Below are 22,807 nucleotides of genomic sequence, written 5' to 3' on the forward strand. Positions count from 1 at the left end.
TCAAGCGCCCTTCAGGTCAAGGGCGTTCGGCGGCGCGCCCGCGCTCCTGCCAGGACCGCTTCAGCTCCGCCCAGCGGGCCGCCTGCTCGGGTGTCAGGGTGCCGCGGAGCTCGGCGAGCTTGAGGAGCTGGGCCTCGGCCTCGGCGCCCAGGGGCTGGGCCTCGGCCCGGTAGTGGTCGGTGAGCAGGGCGTCCAGCTCGGGGCGGGTGAGGGCGGGGTCGAGGCGCTGGGCGAGCTTGGCCATGTTGCGGTAGGAGCCCTGGAGCAGGAAGGGGGGCTCGGTGCGGGTCCGGTCGTCCTGGGCGGCGGAGGCCAGGTAGGCGCGGTTGACGGCCAGGACGGTGGAGCGCAGGTGGAGCAGGCCGGCCAGGACGGCGGTCATCCGCTCGACCTCGGCGGCGGGCCAGGCGCCGGCCAGGGTGCCGCCGGGCAGGCCGCCGGCGCGGGCGAGCAGGGTGTCGAGGTCGGCGCGCTCGGCGGTGGCGAGCGGGGCCAGGTGGGGGCCGGCTGGCAGGGCGTTCTCGACGAAGCTGAGCGCGAAGAGGTCCTCGCGCCCGGCGACGGCGTCGCCGAGGTTCCACACGTCGGCGCGGTTGGCGAGCATGTCGGGCAGCCGGAAGAGGCGGCCCGACTCGGTGTACGGGTTGGCGGCCATGACCACGGCGAAGCGCTTGCCGCGCAGGTCCCACTCGCGGGCCTCGCCGTCCCACACGCCGTCGATCCGGCGCTGGGCGTCGCACAGCGGGATGAAGCGCTGGAGGAACTCGGGCGAGGTGTGCTGGACGTCGTCCAGGTAGAGCAGCACGTTGTCGCCCACGTGCAGGGCGAAGTTGAGCTTCTCGACCTCGCGCCGGGAGGTGGCGTCGGGGGCCTCGGCCGGGTCCAGCGAGGTGACCCGGTGGCCGAGCGCGGGGCCGCTGACGGAGACCAGCAGCAGCCCGAGCCGCTCGGCGAGGTACTCGACCAGGGTGGTCTTGCCGTAGCCGGGCGGGGAGACCAGCAGCAGCAGGCCGCTGCGGTCGACCGGCCCGCCGGCGGCGGCCGTGCCGAGCTGCTTGGCGAGGTTGTCGCCGACCAGCGGCAGGTACACCTGGTCGATCAGCCGGTTGCGGACGAAGCCGTTGAGCGGGGCGGGCCGGTACTGGTCGAGCCGCAGCCGGGCGTGCTCGGCGGCCAGCAGTTCGCCCCGCAGCCGCTGGTAGGCCCGGTGGCCGGGCATCTCGACCTGCTCGAACTCCCGCACCCTGGCGAGCAGTTCGTCCAGCCGAAGGTCGAGCGCCCCGCCCGCGAGCCGCGGGTGGTCGCCGAGCAGTCCGGTGATCCGGGCGCCCACGGCCCCCTCGGCGGGCCGGCGCGGCAGCGACGGGCAGAGCAGGACGGCGGCCGCTTCGGCGAGGTCGGCCGGGTCGGCGTCGGCCGCTCCCGACTCCAGCCAGGCCGTGGCCAGTTGGCGCCGTACCGGCAGCAGCCCGGGCTCCTCGGGCAGCGCGGCCAGCGCCTCGGTGAGGCCGGCCGACTCGGGTGCCGCACGGAACTTGTCGACCAGCGCGGCGGCGCCCGGGGAGTGGGCGAAGCTGGGTGCGGCGGCGGCCAGTTCGGCCACCAGGTAGGGACCGGAGGGCTCCGCCCCCGGAACGAACTCCGAGACGGCGGCGGAGAGTTCGGCCTCCAGCGCGGTCAGCGCCGCCAGCGCGGCCGACGCCGGGGCGCCGCCGAAGGCGTCCCGGGCGAGGCCCAGCGAGCGGGCCCGGGTGTGCCAGAGCAGCCGCTGCCGCTCGTCGGCGCCGTGCGCCCAGTACAGCTGGGCGGCCGCCCGGGCGCCCGCCGGATGGCGCAACAGCCCGGCCCCGGCGCCGAGCCGGAGCAGGGCGCGGAGCAGCAGCGCGGCGTCATGGTCGTGCACGCCGCGCTGGTAGCCCTCGTCCGGGCGCTGCTCGGCGGCCCGCCGGACGTACTCCAGCAGCTCGCCGTCGGTGCGCGGCGCCCCCGCCTCGGCGGCCGGCAGCAGGCTCGCCGCCAGGTACTCGGCGCGGTACAGCCGCGGGGTCTCCGAGGGCAGCGGGCGGTCCCAGTACCGCTCGGTGGCGGCGAAGGCCGGGTCGGTGACGGGGGAGCGGTAGTCGGTGCCGGTGAGGGTGAAGGCGGGGCGTCCGCGCCAGGGCACCAGGGCGAGTTCGGGCCGCCGGGTGGTGACGGCGAACAGGTGGCGGCCCAGCCGCAGGGTGCCGGGGCCGTCCCCGGCGAGTTCGGCGCGGTCGCGCAGGGCCCGCTGGGCGCGGCCGCGCGCCGCGCGCAGCCGTCCGGTCAGCTCCTCGGCCCGGACCCGGTCGCCGAGCACGGTCAACTGCCCCGCCAGGTCGCGGAGTTTGACGGCGGTCGGGTCGGCGGCGAAGGCCGCCTCGATCTCCTCGGCGGTGTCCAGCGCGGCCAGCCGGCGGTGCAGGGTGTCGAGGATGCGCCCGGCGGAGGCGACCAGCCGGTCGGCACGCCGGGCCCGCTCCTCCAGCAGGTGCTGGCGGCGGGCGGTGAGCGCGTCGTGGAGCTCGGTGCGCCGGGCGGTGAGCTGCTCGCCGAGGGCCGGGTCGGCGTCGGCGAAACGGGTCTCCAACTGCTCGATCCGCAGCAGCAGCCGGCCGAGCTGCTCGTCGCAGTCCTCGGGGGTGTCGGCGGCGGCGAGCGCGGCGGTGGCGGCCTGGCCGAGCAGGGCGGTCTCGGCGGCGAACTCGGCGGCGGCCTCGCGGGTGCGCAGCTCCCGGCGGCGCACGGTCAGCGCGGACCGGGCCCGGTTGAGCAGCCCGAGCACGTCGGCGAGCCGGTCGAGGATCGCGGTGCGGGTGGTGGCGTCGGCCAGGTCGAGGGTGCCGACCAGCTCCGAGACGGTCTGCAGGGCCTCGCTCTGGGCGGCCAGTTCGAGACCCAGCGGTTCGGCCTCGGCGGCGGTGGCGATCGCGGCGCACCGCTCGGCCAGCTCGCCGGCCCGCTGCCGGTGCGGCTCGAAGGCGGTCGGCTCGGCGAGCTGGACGACGGCGCGGTCGGCGGCCCGGGCCAGGCCCTCGGCGAGGTGCGCGGCGAGCGCGTCGATCCGCCCGGCGTCGGCGCGCGGCAGGTCGCGCAGCGCCTCGACGCGGCCCTGGGCGCGGCGCAGCCCGGCCAGCCGGTCGACCCACTCGGCGGCGTCGGCCAGGGTCTCACCACGGGCGGTGCGCAGCAGGCCCTCGACGTGCTCGGCGGTCTCGTCGGTCCGCCGGGCGGCGTGCGCGGTGAGCTGGGCGACGGCCTCGTACTCGGCGACGACCTGCCGGGCCGTGTCGCGGATCTCGGCGAGCGGCGCGGCGAGGTCGCCGAGGCCGCTCTGGCCGAGCCAGTGGTGCCGGTCGGCGGTGCGGGTGCAGGCGGCGAGGACGGCCCGGTGGCCGGCCGGGGTGTCGGCGCCGGCCGCGGCCAGCCGGGCCAGGGCCAGGCAGTCGGCCAGGCCGCGGACCAGGTCGGCGTTGCCGATCCGGGCCAGCGGCCCGCTGCCGGGCGGCTGTTCGGCGGCGAAGCGCTCGCTGGTGAACGGGCTCTGCCAGAGCTGGACGGGGTGCAGCCGGGTCGGCCCGTCCTCGGCCGGGCGCAGCGCGATCAGAGTGCCGTCGGCGAGCAGCGCGTAACCCTGGCAGGGCAGCGGGGCGGCGGCCTCCTGGCGCACGCTGTTGTACGGCTGGAGCAGGGCGCGGCCGTCGGCGGGGGAGCGGAACTCGTACAGCACGTCCTCGCCGTTGGGCGACAGGACGGTGCGCTCGTGCACCAGGCCGTCGACCGGCTGGTCGAAGACGCGCACGGTGCCGTCCACCAGGTGGCACCCGCCGGGGAAGGCCACGCCCTGGTCGGCGGGCAGCCGCAGGCAGGCCTGGCCGAGCGCGTCGATCCGGGTGACGGTGCCGGTGGGCAGGTGGACCACCAGGTGCCGGTCGGTCTCCTCCTGGTACGGGCGCACCCGCACCAGCAGCAGGGTGCCGAGCCGGGCGTGGGCGATCCGGGCGTCGGCGAGGGTCTGCAGGGCCTCGGCCAGCGGTTCGCGGTGCAGCTCCCGGCCGTCCGGGGCGGCGATGGTCAGCCGGCCGCCGTCGACGCCGATCAGCAGTTCGCCGGCCAGGTCCGCGCGGGGCGGGCGGCCGGGGCCGGCGGGCAGCTGGTCGTCCCGGGTGACGGCGGTCCAGGGCAGCTGCTGCCCGTCGGCGGGGACGTGGTCGCGCTCGCCGCGCCCGTCCAGGTAGGACGGCTGGGCGTCGTCGGCGGAGCCGCCGTCCAGGCGCCAGCGCAGCACCCGGACGTCGGTGGCGGCGGGGCCGGTGCGGAAGACGGCGAGCAGTCGGCCGTCCACCGCGCGCAGCCGCTCCAGCCGGGCGTCGCGGAAGTAGCGCCGCAGATCGGCGAGGTCCTGGCGCAGCCGCGGGTCGTCCAGCAGGGTGCCCTCGGCGGGCGCGGGGGAGAGGTCGGGGTGGTGCAGGCCGAGGACGTCGGTGAAGTCCCCGGCGCCATCGGCGGATTCGGTCGGCCGGGTGGCGAGCAGCAGCAGCCCGCCGGCGGTGGTGAGGTCCTGCGGCAGGCAGGCCCGGTCGGTGGTGAGCCGTCCGGTGCCGGCCAGCCGCAGCTCCCCGCCGCCGAACTCGTCGACCCGGCGGGCGTTCAACGCCTGGGCCCGGTCGGCGAGTTCGGCGGCGGCTCGGGCGAGCCGGTCGCGCAGGACCTCGTAGGTGCCGGCGTCGAGCCGGGCGTCGAGGGCGTCCACGGTCACGGTCACGTTCCTCGGTCTGATCGGTCTGATCGGTCTGATCGGTCGGGTCGGTCGGGTCGGGCGGTTCCGGCGGGTCGGGCGGTCCGGCGGGTCGGTCGGCGGGCCGGACCGCCCGGTCGCTCAGCGGGTCACTTGGAGCCGTTGGCCGAGGCGAGGCCGCCGGCCAGGACCCCGAGCGGGGTCTCCGCGACGCCCAGCTGCCGCGCCGACTCCAGCAGCCGGCGCAGCTGCCCGGCCTGGTCGCCGGCGCCCGAGCCGATCAGCTTCATCAGCAGGGCGGAGACCGTCAGGTTCTGCACGTCCGCCGTGGAGACCGAGGAGAGCACCCTGGTGAGGTCCTCGGTGAAGCTGGCCCGCCCGTCCAGCCAGGGCCCGGCCAGGGTCTGCGCGGTCTGCGAGTGGCCGACGAAGGCGTCCAGGCTCTTGCCGGCCGACACCGACTGCACCAGCCTGTCGAAGAAGACCGAGTCCCCGCCGACGATGTCGATCTTCGCCTTCTCCAGCCCGGCCGCGACCAGCGCCGCCTGGGCCTCGGCGATCTGCCGCTGGGTGTCCAGCCCGGCCAGCCGGACGTCCTTCTCGGCGGCCAGCCGCAGACGGTACTCCTCGTGCCCGCGCGAGGCCTCGTCCAGCTTGGCCATCGCCGCGGCCTTCTCGGTCAGGCCCTCGGCCTCGGCCTTCAGCCTGCCGCCGACCTCCAGCGCGGCGGCCTTGGCCTTCTCGACCTGGACGACGGCCTCGGCACGGCCGACCTTCTCCACCGCCGCGGCCTCCTGCTCGCGGACCTGGACCCGGGCCAGGCCCTCGGCGGCGGCCTCCGCCCGGATGCCCTCGGCCATCCGGATCTTGGCGGCCGCGTCCAGCTCGGCGGCCCGCTGCCGGGCCTCGGCCAGCACCAGCGCCTCGCGGGCCTTGTGCGAGGCGGCCTGCTCGGCGGCCTCGGCGGCCTTGATGTCCTTGACGAGCTTCTCCTGCGCCTCGGCCTCGGCCTGGATCACGACGGCCTTGCGGACCCGCTCGGCCTCCTCGGTGGCGCGCAGCGTCTTGACGGCCTCCTCCTGCTCGGCGACGGTGCGGTCCACCGCGACCCGCTCGCGGACCACGTCGGCGACCTCGCGCTTGGCGGACTCGACCTCCTTCTCCTTGGCGATCGTGGCGAGCTGGGTCTCCCGCTCGCGGCCGACGACCTCCAGCAGGCGGTCCTTCTCGATCCGCTCGTTCTCCACCGCGATCACCCGCTCGCGGTTCTTCTGCGCCACCGCGACCTCGCGGGCCTGGTTCTCCCGCTGCACCCCGAGCAGCTCCTCGGTGCGCAGGAAGGCGGTCTGGGCGTTGAGCCGCTCCTCCTCCTGCACCCGGGCGATCACCGCGTCCTCCTTGGCCCGCAGGGTCTCGATCTCGCGGCGCTGGCGGATCTCGGCGTCGGCCTGCCGGCGCTCCAGCTCCAGGACGGCCTCCCGGGCGTCCACGTTCTGCCGGGTGATCTCCTTCTGCTCGTTGCGCTGGTACTCGTTGGTGCGCACGTGCTCGATCGCCGTCAGCTCGGTGATCTTGCGGATGCCCTGGGCGTCCAGGATGTTGTCGGAGTCCAGCTGGCTCATCGGCGTCTGTTCCAGGTGGTCGATGGCCGCGTCCTCAAGGGTGTAGCCGTTGAGGTCGGTGCCGATGACCGCGATGATCTGGTCCCGGAACTCGTGCCGGTGGGTGTACAGGTCGGTGAAGTCCAGCTGCTTGCCGACGGTCTTGAGCGCCTCGGCGAACTTGACGGCGAAGAACTCCTGGATCGCCTGCGGGTCGCTGGCCCGGGCGGTGCCGATCGACTGCGCGACCTTGATGACGTCCTCGACGGTCTTGTTGACCCGGACGAAGAACGAGATCCGGATGTCCGCGCGGATGTTGTCCCGGCAGATCAGGCCGTCCCGGCCGGCCCGGTGGATCTCCACCGTCTTCGCGGTGATGTCCATCAACTCGGCCTTGTGGAGCACCGGGAGGACGATCGCGCCGGTGAAGGTCACATCCACCTTCTTCGTCCGGGAGACGATCAGTGCCTTGCCCTGCTCGACCTTCTGGAACAGACGGCCCACGAACAGCAGCATGGCGAGCACGATGAGCAGCACGACGGCGACGAGCACGCCGAAACCCACGGCGATGGTGTCCATCACGGAGTCCTTTGACGATGGCGAGTTGGTGCGAAGGGAAGTGCGGTGAGGGCGGGCGAAAACGCGTGACGCGGCGTCAGTGGACGGGCGTCAGTGGACGGCCGGCGGGTCGAAGGGCGCCACCAGGAAGTGCTCGCCCTCGGCGTCGTAGTCGAAGATCAGGGCGGTCCGCCCGGCCGTCAGGGCCGGTTCGGGCGTCGCCGTACGGACCTGGACGGTCGCGGTGGAGCCGTCCTCCGCGGTGACCTCGGCCTGCCCGAAGTCGGCCGTCACCCGGCCGGTCCGGATCACGCAGACCCGGCCGACGAAGTCCCCCCGGGTGACCGGCCGGTCCTGCGGGAACAGCCGCGACAGCGGCCGGACGAGCACCCGGGTGCCCGCCCAGGAGGCGACCAGCGCGACGACGAACACGCCGCCGCGCGCCGGTGCCCCCGACGTGAGGACGGTGCCGGCCAGGCTGACGAACCAGGCGAGCGCGACCAGCAGCGACACCGCCACCGTCACGGGCACCCCGCCCAGCCCCAGCGCGTCCAGCACGCCCGTGTGGTGGCCGGTGCCCTGCCGGCCGGACCCGTCGTCGGCGCCGTGCCCCCCGGCACTGTGCCCCCCGCCGCCGTGCCCCCCGTGTCCGAGGTGCCCGGCGTGCCCCCCGTGCCCGGCACCCAGGTGGTGCCCCGCGTGTCCGACGTCCACCTGGTGCCCGCCGCCGTGCCCCCCGTGCACGGCGCCCGGAACCAGGCCGCCGAACAGCATCAGCAACCAGTACCCGACCACCACCACCAGCGCGAAGCTGAACAGCGCCGTCGGGAAGGCCAGCGCGGCCGCGAAGAATCCCCCCATCCCGGCCACGCTCCCCCGTCCTCCCGCCGGCGCCGCGCTTCGGCGCCGGGGAGATCATGACAGTGCCGCGGCCCCCCGCACATTGCCAGGATCCGGCAATCTTTACGCCCTCTTGACACCCTGGTACGCACGGCCCGCGTGACACTGCAACAGCTCGGCAACAGGACGGCCGCCGGACGGTTCCGGCGCCGCCCCGCGGGTTTGGGGCGGTGGGACTCCCGTGGCGGGACGGCGGCGGTCGTATCGCGCACTACAGCCGTGGTGCCGCGTACTGCAGCCGTCGTGCCGCGAACCGCAACGGTGGCGCCGTGCACTGCAGCCGTGGCGCCGCGCACTACAGCCGTCGTGGCGCGTACTACAGCCGTGGTGCCGCGTACTACAGCGGCTGTTCCGGCCAGTTCAGCAGCCGCGCACCCATCGCCGCCGTCTCCAGGGTGAAGCGCTGGAGCGCGTCCGCCGGGTCGTACCCGGTGAGCGCCTTGATCCGCTCCAGCCGGTAGCCCAGCGTGCGCACGCTCAGGCCCAGCCGGCGCGCCGCCTCCGCGTTCACGTACGCGGCCTCCGCCTGCACCGCGATGGTGTCCAGCAGCGGACGGGCGCCGCCGCGCGCCTCGGTCAGCGGGCCGAGCACGCTGCGCACCAGGTCGGCCATGGCGGCCCGGTCCCGCATCAGCACCGGGAAGACCAGCAGCTCCTCGGCCCGCAGCTGCCGGGCCGGCAGGTCCAGCCGCTGCGCGTAGTCCAGAGCGTCCAGCGCCTCCTCGTAACTGCGCAGCACCCCGCTCGGCCCCGAGTGCCGGCGGCCGGTGGCCACCCGCCGCACCGGGCGGTAGCCGGGGCCGGGGCGCAGCGTCAGCTCGGCGAAGGCCTCCAGCACGGCCCGCTCGGAGTCCGGGGCGATGCACACCAGCCGGCCGTCCTTGCTGGCCAGCAGCACGTCCCGCTCGCCGAACCGCCCGGCCAGCTCCCGCTCCACCCGGTGCACCAGCGGATGGACGTCCGCGAACGGCTCTTCGCCCACCGCGACCGCCACCGTGTACGAGCCCGCCAGCCGCAGCCCGAACCGCTCCGCGCGCTCGGCCAGCAGCCCGAGGTCGCTGCGGCCGAACAGCAGGTCGTCGATGAACTCCCGGCGGGCCGCCTCCTCCTGGCGGACGGCCAGGCGCTGGGCCCGCTCGTGGCCCTCGCCCAGCGCGGCCAGCGCGGCGTCGGTGGCGGCGAGCACCGCGTCGCCCGTGCGGCGCAGCTCGGTGACGCTGCTCGCGGCGGCCGTCCCGGGCAGGGTCTGCCAGGCCCGCCGGGCCGCGGCCAGGCACTGCGCCACCACCTCGCGCAGCCCGTACCCGGCCTCGGCGCAGTGCTCGCCGAGCTTGCGCAGGCGCTCCAGCTCCTCGCGGCGCGGCAGCCGCCCGGTGCGGGAGACGTCGGCGAGCAGGACGAGGTAGACCTCGGCCAGCTCGCCGGGTATGTCGTAGTCGATCTCCTCGATCACCGTGCTCTGCCCGCCCCCGTACGGCCTGGTGTTTCGGCGCTGAATTTATCAGGGGCGCTCCGGCCGGGGGCGGGCGCGGCGGCCTTCGCTACCGGTCGCGGAAGTGCAGGACGAAGCGCGCGCTGCTGCCGTCGATCCGCCGCCGCACGTACAGCGCCGGGGCGCCGTCCGGGGTGCAGCTGACGCCCTCGCGCACCAGCAGCGCGGTGCCCGGCGGGACGCCCAGCAGCTCGGCGTCCGCGAGGTCCGCGCCGACGGCGCCGAAGGCCCGCCAGTCGTACTCCAGCTCCACCCCGGCGGCCCGCGCCAGGTCCGGCACCAGGTTCCCGGAGCGGCCCGGCCGGACCAGCTCGGCGGGCAGCGGGCCGAACGGCACCCAGTAGCTGCACGCCGCCCGGGCCCGCCCGCCCAGCCGGATCACCGAGTCCACCCGGGACAGCTCCGCCGGGCTGCGGCCCAGCTGCCGGGCCGCCTCCGCGTCCTGCGGCGAGCCCGTGACGGGCGGAGCGGCCACCACGAACTCGCCGTCGGTGCGCTCCTCGTTCGGCAGTGCGGTGGGCACGCTGCCGAGGTCGAAGCGCTGGCTGCGCGGGTCCACGGCGATCGACACCCGGACGGCCGGCGGGCGGACGAAGGTGCCCACGCCCCGGCGGATCTCCACCACGGCGGCCCGCTCCAGCTCCGCCACCGCCTGCCGCACGGTCAGCCGGTTCACGCCGAACTCGGCGCTCAGCTCGGACTCGCTGGGCAGCCGGGTGCCGGCCGGGTAGGCGCCGGCGTCGACGCGCTCCTGGATCCGGCGGGCCAGGCGGCGGTACACCGGGGTGTTCGGGGAGCTCGGGGGGTTCGTCGCCACGGGCCCGATCCTACGGAGCCCGCCCGCGCCCCCGGGGTCGGTCCGCGCCGCCGGGCCCGCGTCCCCGGGGTCGGTCCGCGCCGCCGGGCCAGCTTCCCCGGGGTCGGTCCGCGCCGCCGGGCCAGCTTCCCCGGGGTCGGTCCGCGCCGCCGGGCCCGCGTCCCCGGGGTTGGTCCGCGCCGCCGGGCCCGCGTCCCCGGGGTTGGTCCGCGCCGCCGGGCCAGCTTCCACCGCCCGGGTCGCCGTGGCCCGCCGAGGGGAGTGGGATGGAGGGATGCACCGATCGAGGCTTGCCCGGCGACCCCGGAACGGGTTACACATCTAGACGTCTAGATGTCTCCGCTCCGGATCTTCCCCGTCCCGTCCCGGGTGCGGCTCCACCGAAAGGCCTCCCGCATGTCCCTGGTCAACTTCCGTGACGCCGCCGTCCTCGGCGACCCCGAGGGCCGACGGGTCCGTCCCGGTGTGCTGTACCGCTCCGCCCAGCCGTTCCCGGCCGCCGACGAGGCCACCGTCGCCCAACTGCGCGGCTGCGACATCCGCACCATCGTGGACCTGCGGGACCCGCGCGAGACCGACCCCGAGGACTGGGCCGCCGCCGAGGCCGCCGGGATATCCGTCGTCGCCGCCCCGGTGAACCCCGCCACCGACGCCCTCACCGCGCGGATGAGCACCATGGCCACGGCCGCCGACCTGGGCGACTTCTACGTCCTGCTGGCCGAGTCCGCGCCCGAGGCGGTGGCCGCCGCCGTCGACGCCACCGTCCGTCCCGGCGCCGTCCTGCTGCACTGCGCCGCCGGCAAGGACCGCACCGGCCTGCTGACCGCCCTCCTGCTGGACCTCCTCGACGTCCCCGCCGAGCACATCGTCGCCGACTACACCCGCACCGCCGACGCCCTCCCGCAGATCTTCGCCGGCCTCGCCGAACGCCACCGCACCGCCCTCAACGACCGCACCACCTCCCGCGTCACCGACTCCCGGGGCCACAACCTCACGATCCCCGCGCCCCTCCTGGAGGCCCCGGCCGAGGCCATGTCCGTCTTCCTCGACCGCGTCCGCGCCCACCACGGCGGCGCGGCCTCCTTCCTCCCCGGCTGCGGCGTCCCGGCCGCCACCCTCGGCGCCTTCCGCGCCAAGGCCGCCGCGGCCTGAGGCGGGTCGCACGGCCCGAGCCGGGCGTCTCGGGTCCACGGTCCCAGGAGGCCACGGTCCGAGGAAGCCGGGGTCCGAGGAGGCCGGGGTCCGAGGAGGCCGCGGCCCCGCCCGGTAATCCCGTTGCGCCGGACGGGCCCGCGCTGGCAGCGTGCCGGGGGAGTGCCGGGGGGCGAAGAGCGTGCCGGGGGCGGAGGGGACACCGGGGGCGAAGGGGGTGCCGCGAGATGACCGCACTGCGCGAGATCCGCGCCGACCACGACGCGCGGACGATCGTGGTCTACCAGGCGTACCCGCCGGCCGTCGCCGACGCGGCGCTGGCGGCGGGCCGGTTCACGGCGCCCTTCGGCTTCCACCGGATGACGTGGATCAAGCCCTCGTTCCGCTGGCTGATGCACCGCAGCAACTGGGCGCAGAAGGCCGGGCAGACCAGGGTGCTGGCGGTCCGGATCACCCGGGAGGGCTGGGAGGAGGCGCTCGCCCGCGCTGTCCTGACCACCGCGCACCCGGACGAGGTGGCCCGCGCCGAGGTCCACGTGCAGTGGGACCCGGAGCGGTCGCTGCGCGGGGCGGCGCTGAACCACTACAGCATCCAGGTGGGCATCGGCCGCTCGCTGATCCGCAGCTACGCCGAGGAGTGGGTCGTCGGACTCACCGACCTCACCCCGCAGGTGCGGCGGATCGCCGCGCTGGTCCGCGACGGGCAGCCGGCGAAGGCGCAGCGGCTGCTGCCGCCCGAGCGCCCGTACCGGCTGCCCGCCGCGACCGCGCGGCGCCTCGGCCTGGGGTAGCCCAGGGCCTCACACGTCCCGGCGCCGCACCACGAGCAGCGTCGCCACCAGCGCGGCCAGGCCCCACAGCCCCATGGTGATCCACGAGTCGAGCACGCTCGGCGCGTACTTCCCCATCGTGGTCGTGGAGTGCGGGGTGATGGTGAGCCGCTGCACGGTGGCCAGGGGCAGGTGGGTGCCGATCTCCTTCAGCCACCGGTAGCGGTCCCCGCCGAACATCATCGGCAGGATGAACATCAGCATCACCAGCGAGACGATCGAGGCGGTGGCGTGCCGCAGCAGCGCGCCCAGCGCCATGCCGATCAGCGCGCAGACCGGCACGATCGCCGCGTAGCCGAGCACGGCCCGCAGGCAGCCCTCGTCGGCGAGGGAGAGCCCGACGTGCCGGGAGGCCAGCATCGCGTTGACGGTGAAGAAGGAGACCGCCGACACCACGAGCCCGGCGAGCGCGGTGATCCCGCCGATCAGCAGCACCTTGGCCGCGATCACGCCCCGGCGGTCCGGCACGGCGGCGAAGGTGGTGCGGACCAGTCCGGTGGTGTACTCGCCGAACACGGTGATCGCCCCGAGGCTGCCGGCCGCGACCGCCATCAGGTCGCCCGCGATGCTGCCGAGGCCGTGGAACAGCGGGTCGTAGGTGTACGGCGACTGGCCGGGCATCCGCGGCGGCGGGTGGTCGATGTACGGCAGGTCGGTGTGGACGGCGTTCACGTTGACCGCGATCGCCACCAGCGAGGCCAGCGCCAGCACCCAGTAGGTGGAGCGCAGCGAGCGCAGTTTGATCCACTCGGCGGCGAGCAGGTCGAGGAACCGGGGTGCGGGTTCGACGGTGGAACCCAGGGTCGCGGTGTTCATCGGGCCTCTCCAGCCGGGTACTCGACACTGTCGGCGGTCAGGGACATGAACGCCGACTCCAGCGACGACGTCCGGGCGGCCAGTTCGTGCAGCACCACGCCGTGGCGCAGCGCGAGTTCGCTGATCCGCGCGGCCGGCATCCCCGTGACGATCCCGAGGTGCGGCTCCGCCAGCCGCACCTCGGCACCCTCGGCGCGCAGGGCCTCGGCCAGCGCGGAGAGTTCGGGCGCCCGGACGGCCACCGAGGAGACCGCGTTGCGGGCCGAGAACTCGGCGAGGCTCTCGTCCGCGATCAGCCGCCCGCGCCCGATCACCACCAGCCGGTCCGCGGTGTGCTCCATCTCCGCCATCATGTGGCTGGAGACGAACACCGTGCGGCCCTCGTCCGCGAGCCGCCGGAACAGCCCGCGCACCCAGAGCACGCCCTCCGGGTCCAGCCCGTTCAGCGGCTCGTCGAACAGCAGCACCGGCGGGTCGCCGAGCAGCGCGCCGGCGATGCCCAGACGCTGCTTCATGCCCAGCGAGTAGCCGCCGATCCGCCGCCCGGCCGCCTTGCCGAGGCCGACCTCCGCCAGCACCTCGTCCACCCGCCCGAGCGGGATGCGGTTGCTGCGGGCCAGCGCCGACAGGTGGGCCCGGGCGCTGCGCCCGCCGTGCACGTCGCCCGCGTCCAGCAGCGCGCCGACGTGCCGCAGTCCGCGCGGCCGGCCGGCGAAGGGCACGCCGGCCACGGTGGCGGTGCCCGCGGTGGGGGTGTTGAGGCCCAGGATCATCCGCAGCGTGGTGGACTTGCCCGCGCCGTTGGGCCCGAGGAAGCCGGTCACGGTGCCCGGCCGGACGGTGAAGGTCAGTTGGTCGACGGCCGTGGTGGCGCCGTACCGCTTGGTCAGTCGCTCGATCTCGATCACGGGGACAACGCTGCCGGTCGGCCCCCGTCCCGGGCATCGGGCCGCGGGCCACAACCGCGGGTCGCCGTACTGGCCCCGGGGATTACGCCCCCGGGCCAATGCGCCGCCGGCCGGGCCGCCGATACCATCGCGCCATGATCACCGAACCTCGTCCGCCGCTGCTCAGGCGCCTGCCCGCGGGCGTGTGGGTGGCGGCGCTGTGGACGGCCCTGGTGGGGTTCCGGTTCCTCACCCGCGAGGACGAGCTGCGCCACCTGTTGAAGTACCACGGCAACCCCGAGGACATGCCGATGGTGGTCACCGCGGTGGTCACCACCCTGGTCGCGGCGCTGCTGGTCCGCTTGCCGCTGCTCGCCGTCGTGGTGGCGCTCGGGGGCGGGATGTTCGCGCTCGGGATGTGGGGCGTCCCGGAGGCGGCGCCGCTCCAGTTCCTGATCGCCGACGCGGTGGTCGGCTACTGCGCGGCCACCCGCTCCCGCCGGGTCTCGCTCACCGCCCTGGCGCTGCCGCTCGCCACCCTCGCCGGGCTGCTGATCTGGGGCGCCGTCAACGACTACCCCGTCAACCCGCTCGCCTACGGGGGCTTCGCCGCCACCGTGCTGATCGCCTGGCTGATCGGCAACACCGTGCACCAGGGCCGCGTCCACACCGAGGCGCTGCGCGGCCGGGCCTCCGAGCAGGCCATCACCGCCGAACGGCTGAGGATCGCCCGCGAGCTGCACGACATGGTCGCCCACAGCATCGGCATCATCGCGATCCAGGCCGGCATGGGCAGCCGGGTCATGGACACCCAGCCCGCCGAGACCCGCAAGGCGCTGGAGGCGATCGAGGCCACCAGCCGGGAGACCCTGGCCGGCCTGCGCCGGATGCTCGGCGCGCTGCGGCAGAGCGAGGGCGAGTCCGCCCCGCTCGAAGTGGCGCCCGGGCTGGGCGAGTTGGACCGGCTGGTGGAGAAGGCGGCGGGCGCCGGGGTGCGGGTGGCGCTCACCCGGCACGGTACGGTCGGTCCGCTGCAGCCCGAGGTCGACCTCGCCGCCTACCGGATCGTCCAGGAAGCGGTCACCAACGTGGTCAAGCACTCCGGCACCCGGGACTGCCACGTCACCGTCGCGTACGGTCCGCGGGAACTCGCCGTCACGGTGGTCGACCTGGGCGCCGGAGCGGCGGTTGGCGCTCCCGGCACCGGCTACGGGCTGGCCGGCATGCGCGAGCGGGTCGCCCTGCTGCACGGCGAGTTCAGCGCGGGCCCGCGCCCCGAGGGCGGCTTCCTGGTCGCCGCCCGACTGCCGCTCCCCGAGGAGCCCCCCGGCGAGACCCCCGCCGGGACCCCTGTCGAGCCCGCCGTCGAGCCCGCCGTCGGGACCCCTGTCGAGCCCGCCGCCAGGACCGCCGTCGAGACCCCCGTGGAGGTGGGACCGTGATCCGCGTCGTCCTGGTCGACGACCAGCCGCTCATCCGCACCGGCCTGCGCGTGCTGATCGCCGACGCCCCCGACCTGGAGGTGGTCGGCGAGGCCGGCGACGGCGCCGAGGCCGTCGAGCTGGTCGCCCGGCTGCGCCCCGACGTCGCCGTGATGGACATCCGGATGCCCGGTACGGACGGCATCGAGGCGACCCGCCGGATCACCGCCGACCCGGACCTGCCCACCCACGTCCTCGTCCTCACCACCTTCGACGACGACGACTACGTCTACGGCGCGCTGCGGGCCGGGGCCAGCGGCTTCCTGGTCAAGGACCTCGCCCTGGAGACCATCCTGGACGGCATCCGGGTGGTCGCCGCCGGGGACGCCCTGCTCGCCCCCGGCATCACCCGCCGGCTGATCGGCGAGTTCGCCGCCCGCCCGGACGCGGAGGCCGCCGCGGCCCGGCCCCGCCGACCCGTCGCCGAGGCCGTCACCGAGCGCGAGCGCGAGGTGCTCGTCCTGGTCGGCCGGGGCCTGTCCAACGCCGAGATCGCCGCGGAGCTCACCATCAGCGTGGCCACCGCCAAGGCCCACGTCGCCCGGCTGTTCACCAAACTCGACGCCCGCGACCGGGTCCACCTGGTCATCCAGGCCTACGAGTTCGGGCTGGTCGCCCCGTAGTCCCGCAGCCCCGCGACCCCGTGGCCCCGTGGCCCCGTGGCCCCGTAGTCCCGCAGCCCCGCGACCCCGCAGCCCCGGCACGCGGAAGTGCGCCGGAGCGGGCCCGCACGGCCCGCTCCGGCGCTGGGCGAGGCCCCACCCCCGCCCGGTCGTCAGTGCACGATCGCGTGCGAGACCTGGCAGCCGTTGACCCCGTTCGACCAGGTGCCCTGCATCGCGAAGGAACCCGTCGCGAAGCTCACGTTCTGCGCGCCGCCCGTCCCGCCGACGCCGTTCCAGGAGCACTTGTCGGCGTTCTCGTACCCGGTCGAGTCGGTCCAGCCGCCCGCCGGGTTCTGGTCGGTGATGGTCTCCGAGTACTCGTGGCCGTACACGATGGTCACGCCGTCCAGGGTGCCCGCGCTGCCGCTGTTGACGTAGTTCTGGCCGCAGGAGCTGCCCATGTCGGTCACGTACGGGTCGTTGGTGAACGCCACGTCACCGTAGGGGGAGGAGGCGGCGCCACCGCTCAGGGTGGTGTCGCCGTTCCAGTCGTGCCAGGCGCAGAAGCCTCCGTTCGGGGTGTTGAAGCCGTCCGGGTGGGTGCCGGTCGGCGACAGCACCACGTACTGCACGTTGCGGTTGGAGGCGGCGGTGGTGTTGCCGAAGTGGCCGGCGGCCTTGACCGCCTCGGCGGCCAGCTGGTGGCCGGTGGCCTGGCCGGGGGCGGCGGCGGACTCGTCGACCCAGACGCCGGCCAGCGCGCCGCCGGTCGGGTAGCCGACGTGCGCGGAGCCGGACGGGCAGCTGGTCGCGCCCGCGGCGACGCCCTCGCAGTACTGCGTCATGACGCCGGACCAGGTCTCGCTGTTGGTGCCGAGGCCCTTGAACAGCTGCTGCGCCCGGACGGCCTCGCCCTTCGGGTCGCCGGTCAGGGTGGTGTAGCCGCTGGAGTTGGTGCCCTGGGTGCCCCACTGGGTGCCCCAGAAGACCAGGTAGACCTTCGGCGCGCCGGTGGTGACGCCGATGCCGTCGACACCGCCGCCGTAGCTCAGGTTGTTGCTCGCCGGCTTGGCCGCGTTCCCGGCCTCCTTGGTCGGGTGCGCGCCGTGCCGGTAGGGGTGGGGCTGTCCGGCGAACTCGCCGGCCGGCCGGTTGTCCTGGGCGGCCTGGGCCGCCGGGGCGGCGGCGAAGCCGGCGGCGGCCAGCGCCAGGGCGCTGAGCCCGGTCAGGGCCCGCAGCCGCATCCGGCGGGAGGTGGGGGAGATGCCCATCGTGAGGGTTCCTCTCTGGTGCCGGGCGCGCCCGGGTACGGCGCGGCGGCACTGTGGGGGACAAATGGGGGCGGCGGCAGCGCGGAGGTGCCGACGGTTCGCCATGAACCGTCGGTGGTGCGGGGGTCGGGAGCCGGTTACCGCCGACGGCCGGAAGCAAAGCACCGCCGCCGAAACCGGGTCAACGACGGAGAAGGTAAGACCCGCCCCAAGGAAGGCCCCCACGGACGTAGCGAACGTCAAAAGCCCCCAGCGGACGGCCGGTCGATGCGCGTAGCACAGCCGAATGCCAACAGTTGAGAGCCGTTCTTACACCGTATGCGCGCGCCGGGCAGCTGCCGAGCGGACGTCAGCGGACGTCAGGGGCCGTCGACCTCGCCGATCCGCATGATCCGGCCGTGGGAGTCCAGCACCACGTCGTAGGCGTTGCCGTGGCAGCCGTACGGGTCGGCCGGCTCGCGCTCGGCCAGGCAGTCGTCGATGTGGGCGATCAGCTCGCCGAGGGGGACGGTCCGGGCCGGGTCGTCGTGCGGGCCGTCGACCAGGGTCGCGGCCACGCCGGCGCCCGCGAAGCCGTAGTGGACGGGGCTGCCGGCGGGCTCGTAGCGGGCGGAGCCGCAGCTGAACCGGGCGGACCGGGCCGTGAGTTCGGCCGGACCGGCGGCGACGACGAGGAAGATCTCGTGACCGGGGCGCGCGGTGGGGGTGGCGCATCCGGGGCCGGCCGAGGGCCCGGCGGGAGGCCCGGCGAAGGGCTCCACGGAAGGCTCGACGGAGGCGGAGGCGGAAGCCGCGGCGGAAACGGACGCTTCGGCGGTGGCGGCGGGCACGGAGGGGTCGTCCGCGGCGGAGTAGAACTCCTCGTCCTCCTCGTAGAAGAGGTCGTCGTCCTCCTCCAGCAGGTCGTCCGGGCCCTCGTCGGCCAGGGCGGCGGCCGAGGCCTCGGCCACCGTGGAGCCGGAGTCGGCGGGGGTGCAGCCGGTGAGGGCGGTGGCGGCGCCGCAGGCCAGCAAGGCGGCGGCGAGAAGCGTGCGGGGCGTGGCCATGGCACCAGTCTCCCCGGGAGGCGGCGGTGGTCGGTACCCGCTTGACACGACCGGGGCCCGGCCCGCGGTTCCCGTCGAGGCCGTCCGCCGGTTCCCTCCCCCGCCGGACGTGCGGATCCGGCGGGGGAGGGGGGCTGTTGAGCGGCGGTCAGGCCGCCACCGGCCGGCCGGCCTCGTAGGCCTCGCGCACCCGGGCCTGCGCCCGCTCGCCCGCCGCCAGGTGGTCGAGGCCGAGCAGCGCCGCGCCGAGCACCGGCGGGGCGACGACGACGCGCGGCTCGGCCAGCGGCGCGGCCGCGGCGAGCCGGGCGGTCAGGTTGTCCAGCAGCAGCGGGTGGCGGGAGGCGAGCACGCCGCCGCCCAGGACCACCGGGGTCGGGGTGTCCAGCAGGTCCAGGCGTCGGAGGGCGACCACCGCGAGCCGGACGATCTCGTCGGCCTGGCGGTCGATCAGCTCCAGCGCCACCGGGTCGCCCTCGGCCCCGACGGCGAACAGCACCCGGGCGATCTCGTGCAGCCGGTCGTTCGACAGGTGCCCGAGGTGGACGGCCTCGGCGACGGCTCCGGCGCTGGGCAGGCCGAAGTGCTCGGCGATGGCCCGGGCGAGCCCGGTCGGGCCGCCGCGTCCGTCCTCCGCGCGGACGGCGTGCCACATGCTGGCGACGGCCAGCCCGGAGCCGCCGCCCCAGTCGCCGGTGAGCTCGCCGAGGGCGGGGAAGCGGGCGGTGCGGCCGTCCGGCAGCAGGCCGACGCAGTTGATCCCGGCGCCGCAGACCACCGCGACGCCGCGCGGGCCGTCGGTGCCGGCCCGCAGCAGGCCGAAGGTGTCGTTGACGACGGTGTTGCCGGCCCCCCAGGGGTGGGACTCCAGCGCCACCCGCAGGGCCTCCTCCTCGACCGGCAGGTCGGCGTTGGCCAGGCAGGCGCTGACGTGGCTGGTGAGTACGCCGTTCCAGGACGGGTGCCCGGCCTCGGCGGCGGCCTGCTCGACCAGCGGGGCGAGGCCGGCGACCGCGGCCGCGCCGCCGATCCTCTGCGGCGCGAAGCCGCCGCCGCGGGCGGTGCCGAGGATGCTGCCGTCGGTGCCGATCAGGGCGACGTCGGTCTTGGAGTTCCCCGCGTCGATGGCGAGGACGCCGGGCAGGAGTGGTTCGGGCTGGTGGGTCATCAGGTCCCCGCGGCTCGTACGTGGCCCGGGCCGTGGTCGTCGGCCGGGTGCCCGGCCGTGGTCCCGGCCGGGGTGCCCGGCCGAAAGGTCCCCGGCCGGGGGTGGACGGTCTCCTCGCGGAGCCCGCCCGGCGACCTCCTCCGGTCGCCGGGCGGGCGCGTCGCGGGCCGGATCAGGCCCAGGCGAGGTGCTCGCGGTTGTGGGCGAGCAGCCGGTCCGTGAGCTGGTCGGCGAGCTCGATCTGGCCGACCAGCGGGTGGGCGAGCAGGGCGTCGAAGACCCGGTCGCGGCCGCCGTGCAGGGCGGCGTCGAGGGCGAGGTGCTCGTACGAGGTGACGGCGGCGATCAGGCCGGCGTACAGCGGCTCGACGGGCCGCTGCGGCAGCGGGCGCACGCCCCGCGCGTCCACCTCGGCCGGCACCTCGATGACGGCGTCGTCCGGCAGGAAGGGCAGCACGCCGTCGTTGCGGGTGTTCACCACCTGTACGGACGTTCCGCCGCCGGTGCCGAGCAGGGCGGCGATCAGCTGGACGGCCGCCTCCGAGTAGAAGGCGCCGCCGCGCTTGCCGAGCAGCTCGGGCTTGGTGTCCAGGTTCGGGTCGGCGTACAGCTCCAGCAGCTGCCGCTCGATCTCGGCCACCTGGGCGGCCCGCGAGCCCTGCTCCTTCAGTTCCGCCACCACCGCGTCGTGCTGGTAGAAGTACCGCAGGTAGTAGGACGGCACCACGCCGAGGCGCTCGATGACGGCCTGCGGCAGGTGGAGGTCCTCGGCGATCTCCTTGCCGTGCGAGGACAGCAGCTCGGGGAGCACCTCGCGCCCGGTCGCGGCGCCCGGGGCGTCGAGCAGGGTCACCCCGCGCTCCCAGCTCAGGTGGTTGAGCCCGACGTGGTCGAGCCGGACCCGCTCCGGGTCCACGCCCAGGTGTCCGGCGAACTTGCGCTGGAAGCCGATCGCGACGTTGCACAGCCCGACGGCCTTGTGGCCGGCTTCCTGCAGGGCCCGGGTGACGATGCCGACCGGGTTGGTGAAGTCCACGATCCAGGCGTCCGGGTTGGTCCGGCGCACCTGTTCGGCGATGTCCAGCACCACCGGGACGGTGCGCAGCGCCTTGGCGAGGCCGCCGGCGCCGGTGGTCTCCTGGCCGACGCAGCCGCACTCCAGCGGCCAGGTCTCGTCCCGGTCGCGCGCCGCCTGCCCGCCGACGCGCAGCTGGAGCAGGACGGCGTCGGCGTCCGCGACGCCCGCCACCAGGTCGGTGGTCACCGTGACGACCGCGGCGTGGCCCTGCCGGGCGAAGATCCGCCGGGCGAGGCCGCTGATCAGCTCCAGGCGTTCGGCGGCCGGGTCGATCAGCACCAGTTCGCCGATCGGCAGGGTGTCGCGCAGCCGGGCGAAGCCGTCGATCAGCTCCGGGGTGTACGTCGAACCGCCGCCGACGATTGCCAACTTCAGTGCGGACATCAGCCCTTGACCCCTGTCAGTGTCACGCCTTCGATGAAGGCCTTCTGAGCGAAGAAGAAGAGGACGATCACCGGGGCCATCACCAGCAGGGTGGCGGCCATGGTGAGGTTCCAGTTGGTGTGGTGGGCGGCCTTGAAGGACTCCAGTCCGTAACTGAGCGTCCAGGCGTCGTGGTTGTTGCTGGCGTAGATCTGCGGGCCGAAGTAGTCGTTCCAGCAGTAGAAGAACTGGAACAGCGCGACCGCCGCGATGGCCGGCTTGGCCATCGGCAGGACCACCCGCAGCAGGGTGCGCAGGTCTCCGCAGCCGTCGATCCGGGCGGCCTCGATGTACTCCTTGGGGATGGTCATCAGGAACTGGCGCAGCAGGAAGATGGAGAACGCGTCGCCGAAGGCCATCGGGATGATCAGCGGCCAGAGCGAGCTGCCCAGGCCCATCTGCTTGGTCCAGAACAGGTACATCGGGATGACGGTGACCTGCGGCGGCAGCATCATCATCGCGATGACGGCCATCAGGGCCAGGTTGCGGCCGCGGAAGCGGAACTTGGCGAGCGCGTAGGCCACCGGGAGGCTGGAGACCACGGTCAGCAGGGTGCCGAGCCCGGCGTACAGCAGGGTGTTGCGCCACCAGCTGAGGAAGCCGGGGACGGCCCAGACCTTGCCGAAGTTGCCCCATTCCCAGCTGGTCGGCCAGTAGTCGGTGGTGAGCGCCTGCCGGTCCGACATCACCGAGGTGAGGAGGACGAAGACGAAGGGCAGCAGGAAGAACAGCGCGGCGGCGATGGCCAGCGCGTGCACGGCCACCCAGTGGAGCACCGCGCGGCGCCGGGCGGCCCGGGCGGCGGGGCTGCCGGACCGGGGGGACCGGGAGCGGCGGGAGGGGCCGGTCGCGGCCGGCGCCTCGGTGAGTGTGGTGCCAAGAGTCATGATCGGGTCCTCACGGGCCGCTAGTCGTCGCTCGCCATGAAGCCGGACCGGCGGCGGAGCAGGATCGAGGTGACGGCCATTGAGATGGCGAACAGCACCACGGCGACGACGCAGGCCGCGCCGTAGTTGAAGCTCTGGAAGCCGAGCTTGTAGACCATCTGCGGCAGGGTCCAGGTGGAGCCGCCCGGGTAGCCGGGCTCGAAGGGCTGGCCGGAGCCGCCCGCGATGCCGCTGGCGACCTTCCCGGCGACGATCGCCTGGGTGTAGTACTGCATGGTCTGGATCACCCCGGTGACCACCGCGAACATGATGATCGGCGAGATATTCGGCAGGGTGACGTACCGGAACCGCTGGAACGGGCCGGCGCCGTCCAGTTCGGCCGCCTCGTACTGGTCCCGGGGGACGTCCAGCAGCGCGGCCATGAAGATGACCATCAGGTCGCCGACGCCCCACATGGCGAGCAGGGTGAGCGCGGGCTTGGACCAGTCCTCGGAGGCGAACCAGCCGGGCTGCGGCAGGCCGAGCTCGCCGAGCAGGTGGTTGACCGGGCCGGTGCCGGGGTTGAACAGGAAGGCGAAGGCGACCGTGGCGGCCACCGGCGGGGCCAGGTACGGCAGGTAGAAGGCGGTGCGGAAGAAGCCGGCGCCGGTCTTGACCTTGGTGATGAGCATCCCGATGCCCAGGCCGAAGGCGACCCGGAGGCTCACCATGACGACGACCAGCCACAGGGTGTTGCGCAGGCCCTGCCAGAAGCTCGGCAGCTCGTTGAAGACGTAGTTCCAGTTCTTCAGGCCGCTGAAGGTCGGGCTGCCGAAGCCGTTGTAGGAGGTGAAGGAGAAGTAGACGGTGGAGATCAGCGGGTAGGCGAAGAAGACGCCGAAGCCGATCAGCCAGGGGGAGAGGAAGGCGAGGGTGCGGGCCGCCTCCCGGCGGCGCTTGCGACGCAGCAGGTGCTGCGTGCCGGGCGCCGCCGGGCCGGTCGGTCCCGCGTCGGCCTCGTCGTTCCCCTTGCGGGTGCCGAACGCGAGTGACATGGGAG

17 protein-coding genes are annotated in these 22,807 nt (G+C 74.9%); 4 read left to right on the forward strand and 13 right to left on the reverse strand.

The window, feature by feature from the left end:
* Window positions 1–16 precede the first annotated feature (16 nt).
* The 5 genes from ACFVVA_RS04190 to ACFVVA_RS04210 all read right to left on the reverse strand — a co-directional run bounded on the left by ACFVVA_RS04190 (window position 17) and on the right by ACFVVA_RS04210 (window position 10,124).
* On the reverse strand, window positions 17–4,777 hold the full coding sequence (locus ACFVVA_RS04190) for a DNA repair ATPase (RefSeq protein ID WP_387685514.1): 4,761 nt from the start codon (window positions 4,775–4,777) through the stop codon (window positions 17–19).
* A 128-nt stretch (window positions 4,778–4,905) separates the two neighbouring features.
* Window positions 4,906–6,936: a flotillin family protein gene (locus tag ACFVVA_RS04195; RefSeq protein WP_387685517.1), complete on the reverse strand. Its 2,031-nt coding sequence runs from the start codon at window positions 6,934–6,936 to the stop codon at window positions 4,906–4,908.
* A 90-nt stretch (window positions 6,937–7,026) separates the two neighbouring features.
* On the reverse strand, window positions 7,027–7,776 hold the full coding sequence (locus ACFVVA_RS04200) for a hypothetical protein (protein WP_387685519.1): 750 nt from the start codon (window positions 7,774–7,776) through the stop codon (window positions 7,027–7,029).
* A gap of 376 nt (window positions 7,777–8,152) precedes the next feature.
* The gene (locus tag ACFVVA_RS04205; protein ID WP_387685521.1) at window positions 8,153–9,268 is read right to left on the reverse strand and encodes a PucR family transcriptional regulator; all 1,116 of its coding nucleotides are present in this window, start codon (window positions 9,266–9,268) and stop codon (window positions 8,153–8,155) included.
* Between the two features lie 88 nt (window positions 9,269–9,356).
* Window positions 9,357–10,124: a GntR family transcriptional regulator gene (locus ACFVVA_RS04210; RefSeq protein WP_387685523.1), complete on the reverse strand. Its 768-nt coding sequence runs from the start codon at window positions 10,122–10,124 to the stop codon at window positions 9,357–9,359.
* A 396-nt stretch (window positions 10,125–10,520) separates the two neighbouring features.
* Here ACFVVA_RS04210 and ACFVVA_RS04215 point away from each other — a divergent pair, with 396 nt between their 5' ends.
* Window positions 10,521–11,276, forward strand: a complete 756-nt coding sequence (locus ACFVVA_RS04215) for a tyrosine-protein phosphatase (RefSeq protein WP_387685525.1) — start codon at window positions 10,521–10,523, stop codon at window positions 11,274–11,276.
* Window positions 11,277–11,503: 227 nt separating this feature from the next.
* Window positions 11,504–12,067, forward strand: a complete 564-nt coding sequence (locus tag ACFVVA_RS04220) for a DUF4291 domain-containing protein (protein ID WP_387685527.1) — start codon at window positions 11,504–11,506, stop codon at window positions 12,065–12,067.
* Window positions 12,068–12,076: 9 nt separating this feature from the next.
* Here the strand turns inward: ACFVVA_RS04220 and ACFVVA_RS04225 are convergent, their stop codons facing one another.
* Both ACFVVA_RS04225 and ACFVVA_RS04230 read right to left on the reverse strand, forming a co-directional pair.
* On the reverse strand, window positions 12,077–12,922 hold the full coding sequence (locus ACFVVA_RS04225) for an ABC transporter permease (protein WP_387685529.1): 846 nt from the start codon (window positions 12,920–12,922) through the stop codon (window positions 12,077–12,079).
* The gene (locus tag ACFVVA_RS04230; RefSeq protein WP_387685531.1) at window positions 12,919–13,830 is read right to left on the reverse strand and encodes an ABC transporter ATP-binding protein; all 912 of its coding nucleotides are present in this window, start codon (window positions 13,828–13,830) and stop codon (window positions 12,919–12,921) included. Before ACFVVA_RS04230 ends, ACFVVA_RS04225 begins: the two co-directional genes overlap by 4 nt.
* 134 nt (window positions 13,831–13,964) lie before the next feature.
* Here ACFVVA_RS04230 and ACFVVA_RS04235 point away from each other — a divergent pair, with 134 nt between their 5' ends.
* Complete coding sequence (locus ACFVVA_RS04235; protein WP_387685533.1) at window positions 13,965–15,251, forward strand: sensor histidine kinase; 1,287 nt, start codon at window positions 13,965–13,967, stop codon at window positions 15,249–15,251.
* Window positions 15,248–15,913: a response regulator transcription factor gene (locus ACFVVA_RS04240; RefSeq protein WP_359914785.1), complete on the forward strand. Its 666-nt coding sequence runs from the start codon at window positions 15,248–15,250 to the stop codon at window positions 15,911–15,913. The genes ACFVVA_RS04235 and ACFVVA_RS04240 overlap by 4 nt, the downstream gene beginning before the upstream one ends.
* 152 nt (window positions 15,914–16,065) lie before the next feature.
* Here the strand turns inward: ACFVVA_RS04240 and ACFVVA_RS04245 are convergent, their stop codons facing one another.
* The 6 genes from ACFVVA_RS04245 to ACFVVA_RS04270 all read right to left on the reverse strand — a co-directional run bounded on the left by ACFVVA_RS04245 (window position 16,066) and on the right by ACFVVA_RS04270 (window position 22,802).
* The gene (locus ACFVVA_RS04245; RefSeq protein ID WP_387685535.1) at window positions 16,066–17,166 is read right to left on the reverse strand and encodes a hypothetical protein; all 1,101 of its coding nucleotides are present in this window, start codon (window positions 17,164–17,166) and stop codon (window positions 16,066–16,068) included.
* A gap of 359 nt (window positions 17,167–17,525) precedes the next feature.
* Window positions 17,526–18,212: a hypothetical protein gene (locus ACFVVA_RS04250; protein ID WP_387685537.1), complete on the reverse strand. Its 687-nt coding sequence runs from the start codon at window positions 18,210–18,212 to the stop codon at window positions 17,526–17,528.
* A 148-nt stretch (window positions 18,213–18,360) separates the two neighbouring features.
* Window positions 18,361–19,380: an N-acetylglucosamine kinase gene (locus ACFVVA_RS04255; protein WP_387685539.1), complete on the reverse strand. Its 1,020-nt coding sequence runs from the start codon at window positions 19,378–19,380 to the stop codon at window positions 18,361–18,363.
* 172 nt (window positions 19,381–19,552) lie between these two features.
* Window positions 19,553–20,833, reverse strand: coding sequence for a 6-phospho-beta-glucosidase (locus ACFVVA_RS04260; RefSeq protein ID WP_387685889.1), 1,281 nt, complete (start codon window positions 20,831–20,833; stop codon window positions 19,553–19,555).
* 8 nt (window positions 20,834–20,841) lie between these two features.
* Window positions 20,842–21,768 (reverse strand): carbohydrate ABC transporter permease, encoded by a 927-nt coding sequence (locus ACFVVA_RS04265; RefSeq protein WP_387685541.1) that lies wholly within the window; start codon window positions 21,766–21,768, stop codon window positions 20,842–20,844.
* Window positions 21,769–21,788: 20 nt separating this feature from the next.
* Window positions 21,789–22,802, reverse strand: a complete 1,014-nt coding sequence (locus tag ACFVVA_RS04270; protein ID WP_387685543.1) for a carbohydrate ABC transporter permease — start codon at window positions 22,800–22,802, stop codon at window positions 21,789–21,791.
* Between the last annotated feature and the right edge of the window lie 5 nt (window positions 22,803–22,807).

Source organism: Kitasatospora sp. NPDC058048 (assembly GCF_042885555.1).
In the GTDB taxonomy this organism is placed as follows: domain Bacteria; phylum Actinomycetota; class Actinomycetes; order Streptomycetales; family Streptomycetaceae; genus Kitasatospora; species Kitasatospora lactacystinica.

Excerpts from the sequence above, each read along its gene's own strand:
- ACFVVA_RS04215 (WP_387685525.1), top strand. The coding sequence starts at position 10,521 with ATGTCCCTGGTCAACTTCCGTGACGCCGCCGTCCTCGGCGACCCCGAG.
- ACFVVA_RS04245 (WP_387685535.1), bottom strand. The coding sequence starts at position 17,166 with ATGGGCATCTCCCCCACCTCCCGCCGGATGCGGCTGCGGGCCCTGACC.
- ACFVVA_RS04225 (WP_387685529.1), bottom strand. The coding sequence starts at position 12,922 with ATGAACACCGCGACCCTGGGTTCCACCGTCGAACCCGCACCCCGGTTC.
- ACFVVA_RS04200 (WP_387685519.1), bottom strand. The coding sequence starts at position 7,776 with ATGGGGGGATTCTTCGCGGCCGCGCTGGCCTTCCCGACGGCGCTGTTC.
- ACFVVA_RS04270 (WP_387685543.1), bottom strand. The coding sequence starts at position 22,802 with ATGTCACTCGCGTTCGGCACCCGCAAGGGGAACGACGAGGCCGACGCG.
- ACFVVA_RS04195 (WP_387685517.1), bottom strand. The coding sequence starts at position 6,936 with ATGGACACCATCGCCGTGGGTTTCGGCGTGCTCGTCGCCGTCGTGCTG.
- ACFVVA_RS04250 (WP_387685537.1), bottom strand. The coding sequence starts at position 18,212 with ATGGCCACGCCCCGCACGCTTCTCGCCGCCGCCTTGCTGGCCTGCGGC.
- ACFVVA_RS04265 (WP_387685541.1), bottom strand. The coding sequence starts at position 21,768 with ATGACTCTTGGCACCACACTCACCGAGGCGCCGGCCGCGACCGGCCCC.
- ACFVVA_RS04235 (WP_387685533.1), top strand. The coding sequence starts at position 13,965 with ATGATCACCGAACCTCGTCCGCCGCTGCTCAGGCGCCTGCCCGCGGGC.
- ACFVVA_RS04255 (WP_387685539.1), bottom strand. The coding sequence starts at position 19,380 with ATGACCCACCAGCCCGAACCACTCCTGCCCGGCGTCCTCGCCATCGAC.
- ACFVVA_RS04220 (WP_387685527.1), top strand. The coding sequence starts at position 11,504 with ATGACCGCACTGCGCGAGATCCGCGCCGACCACGACGCGCGGACGATC.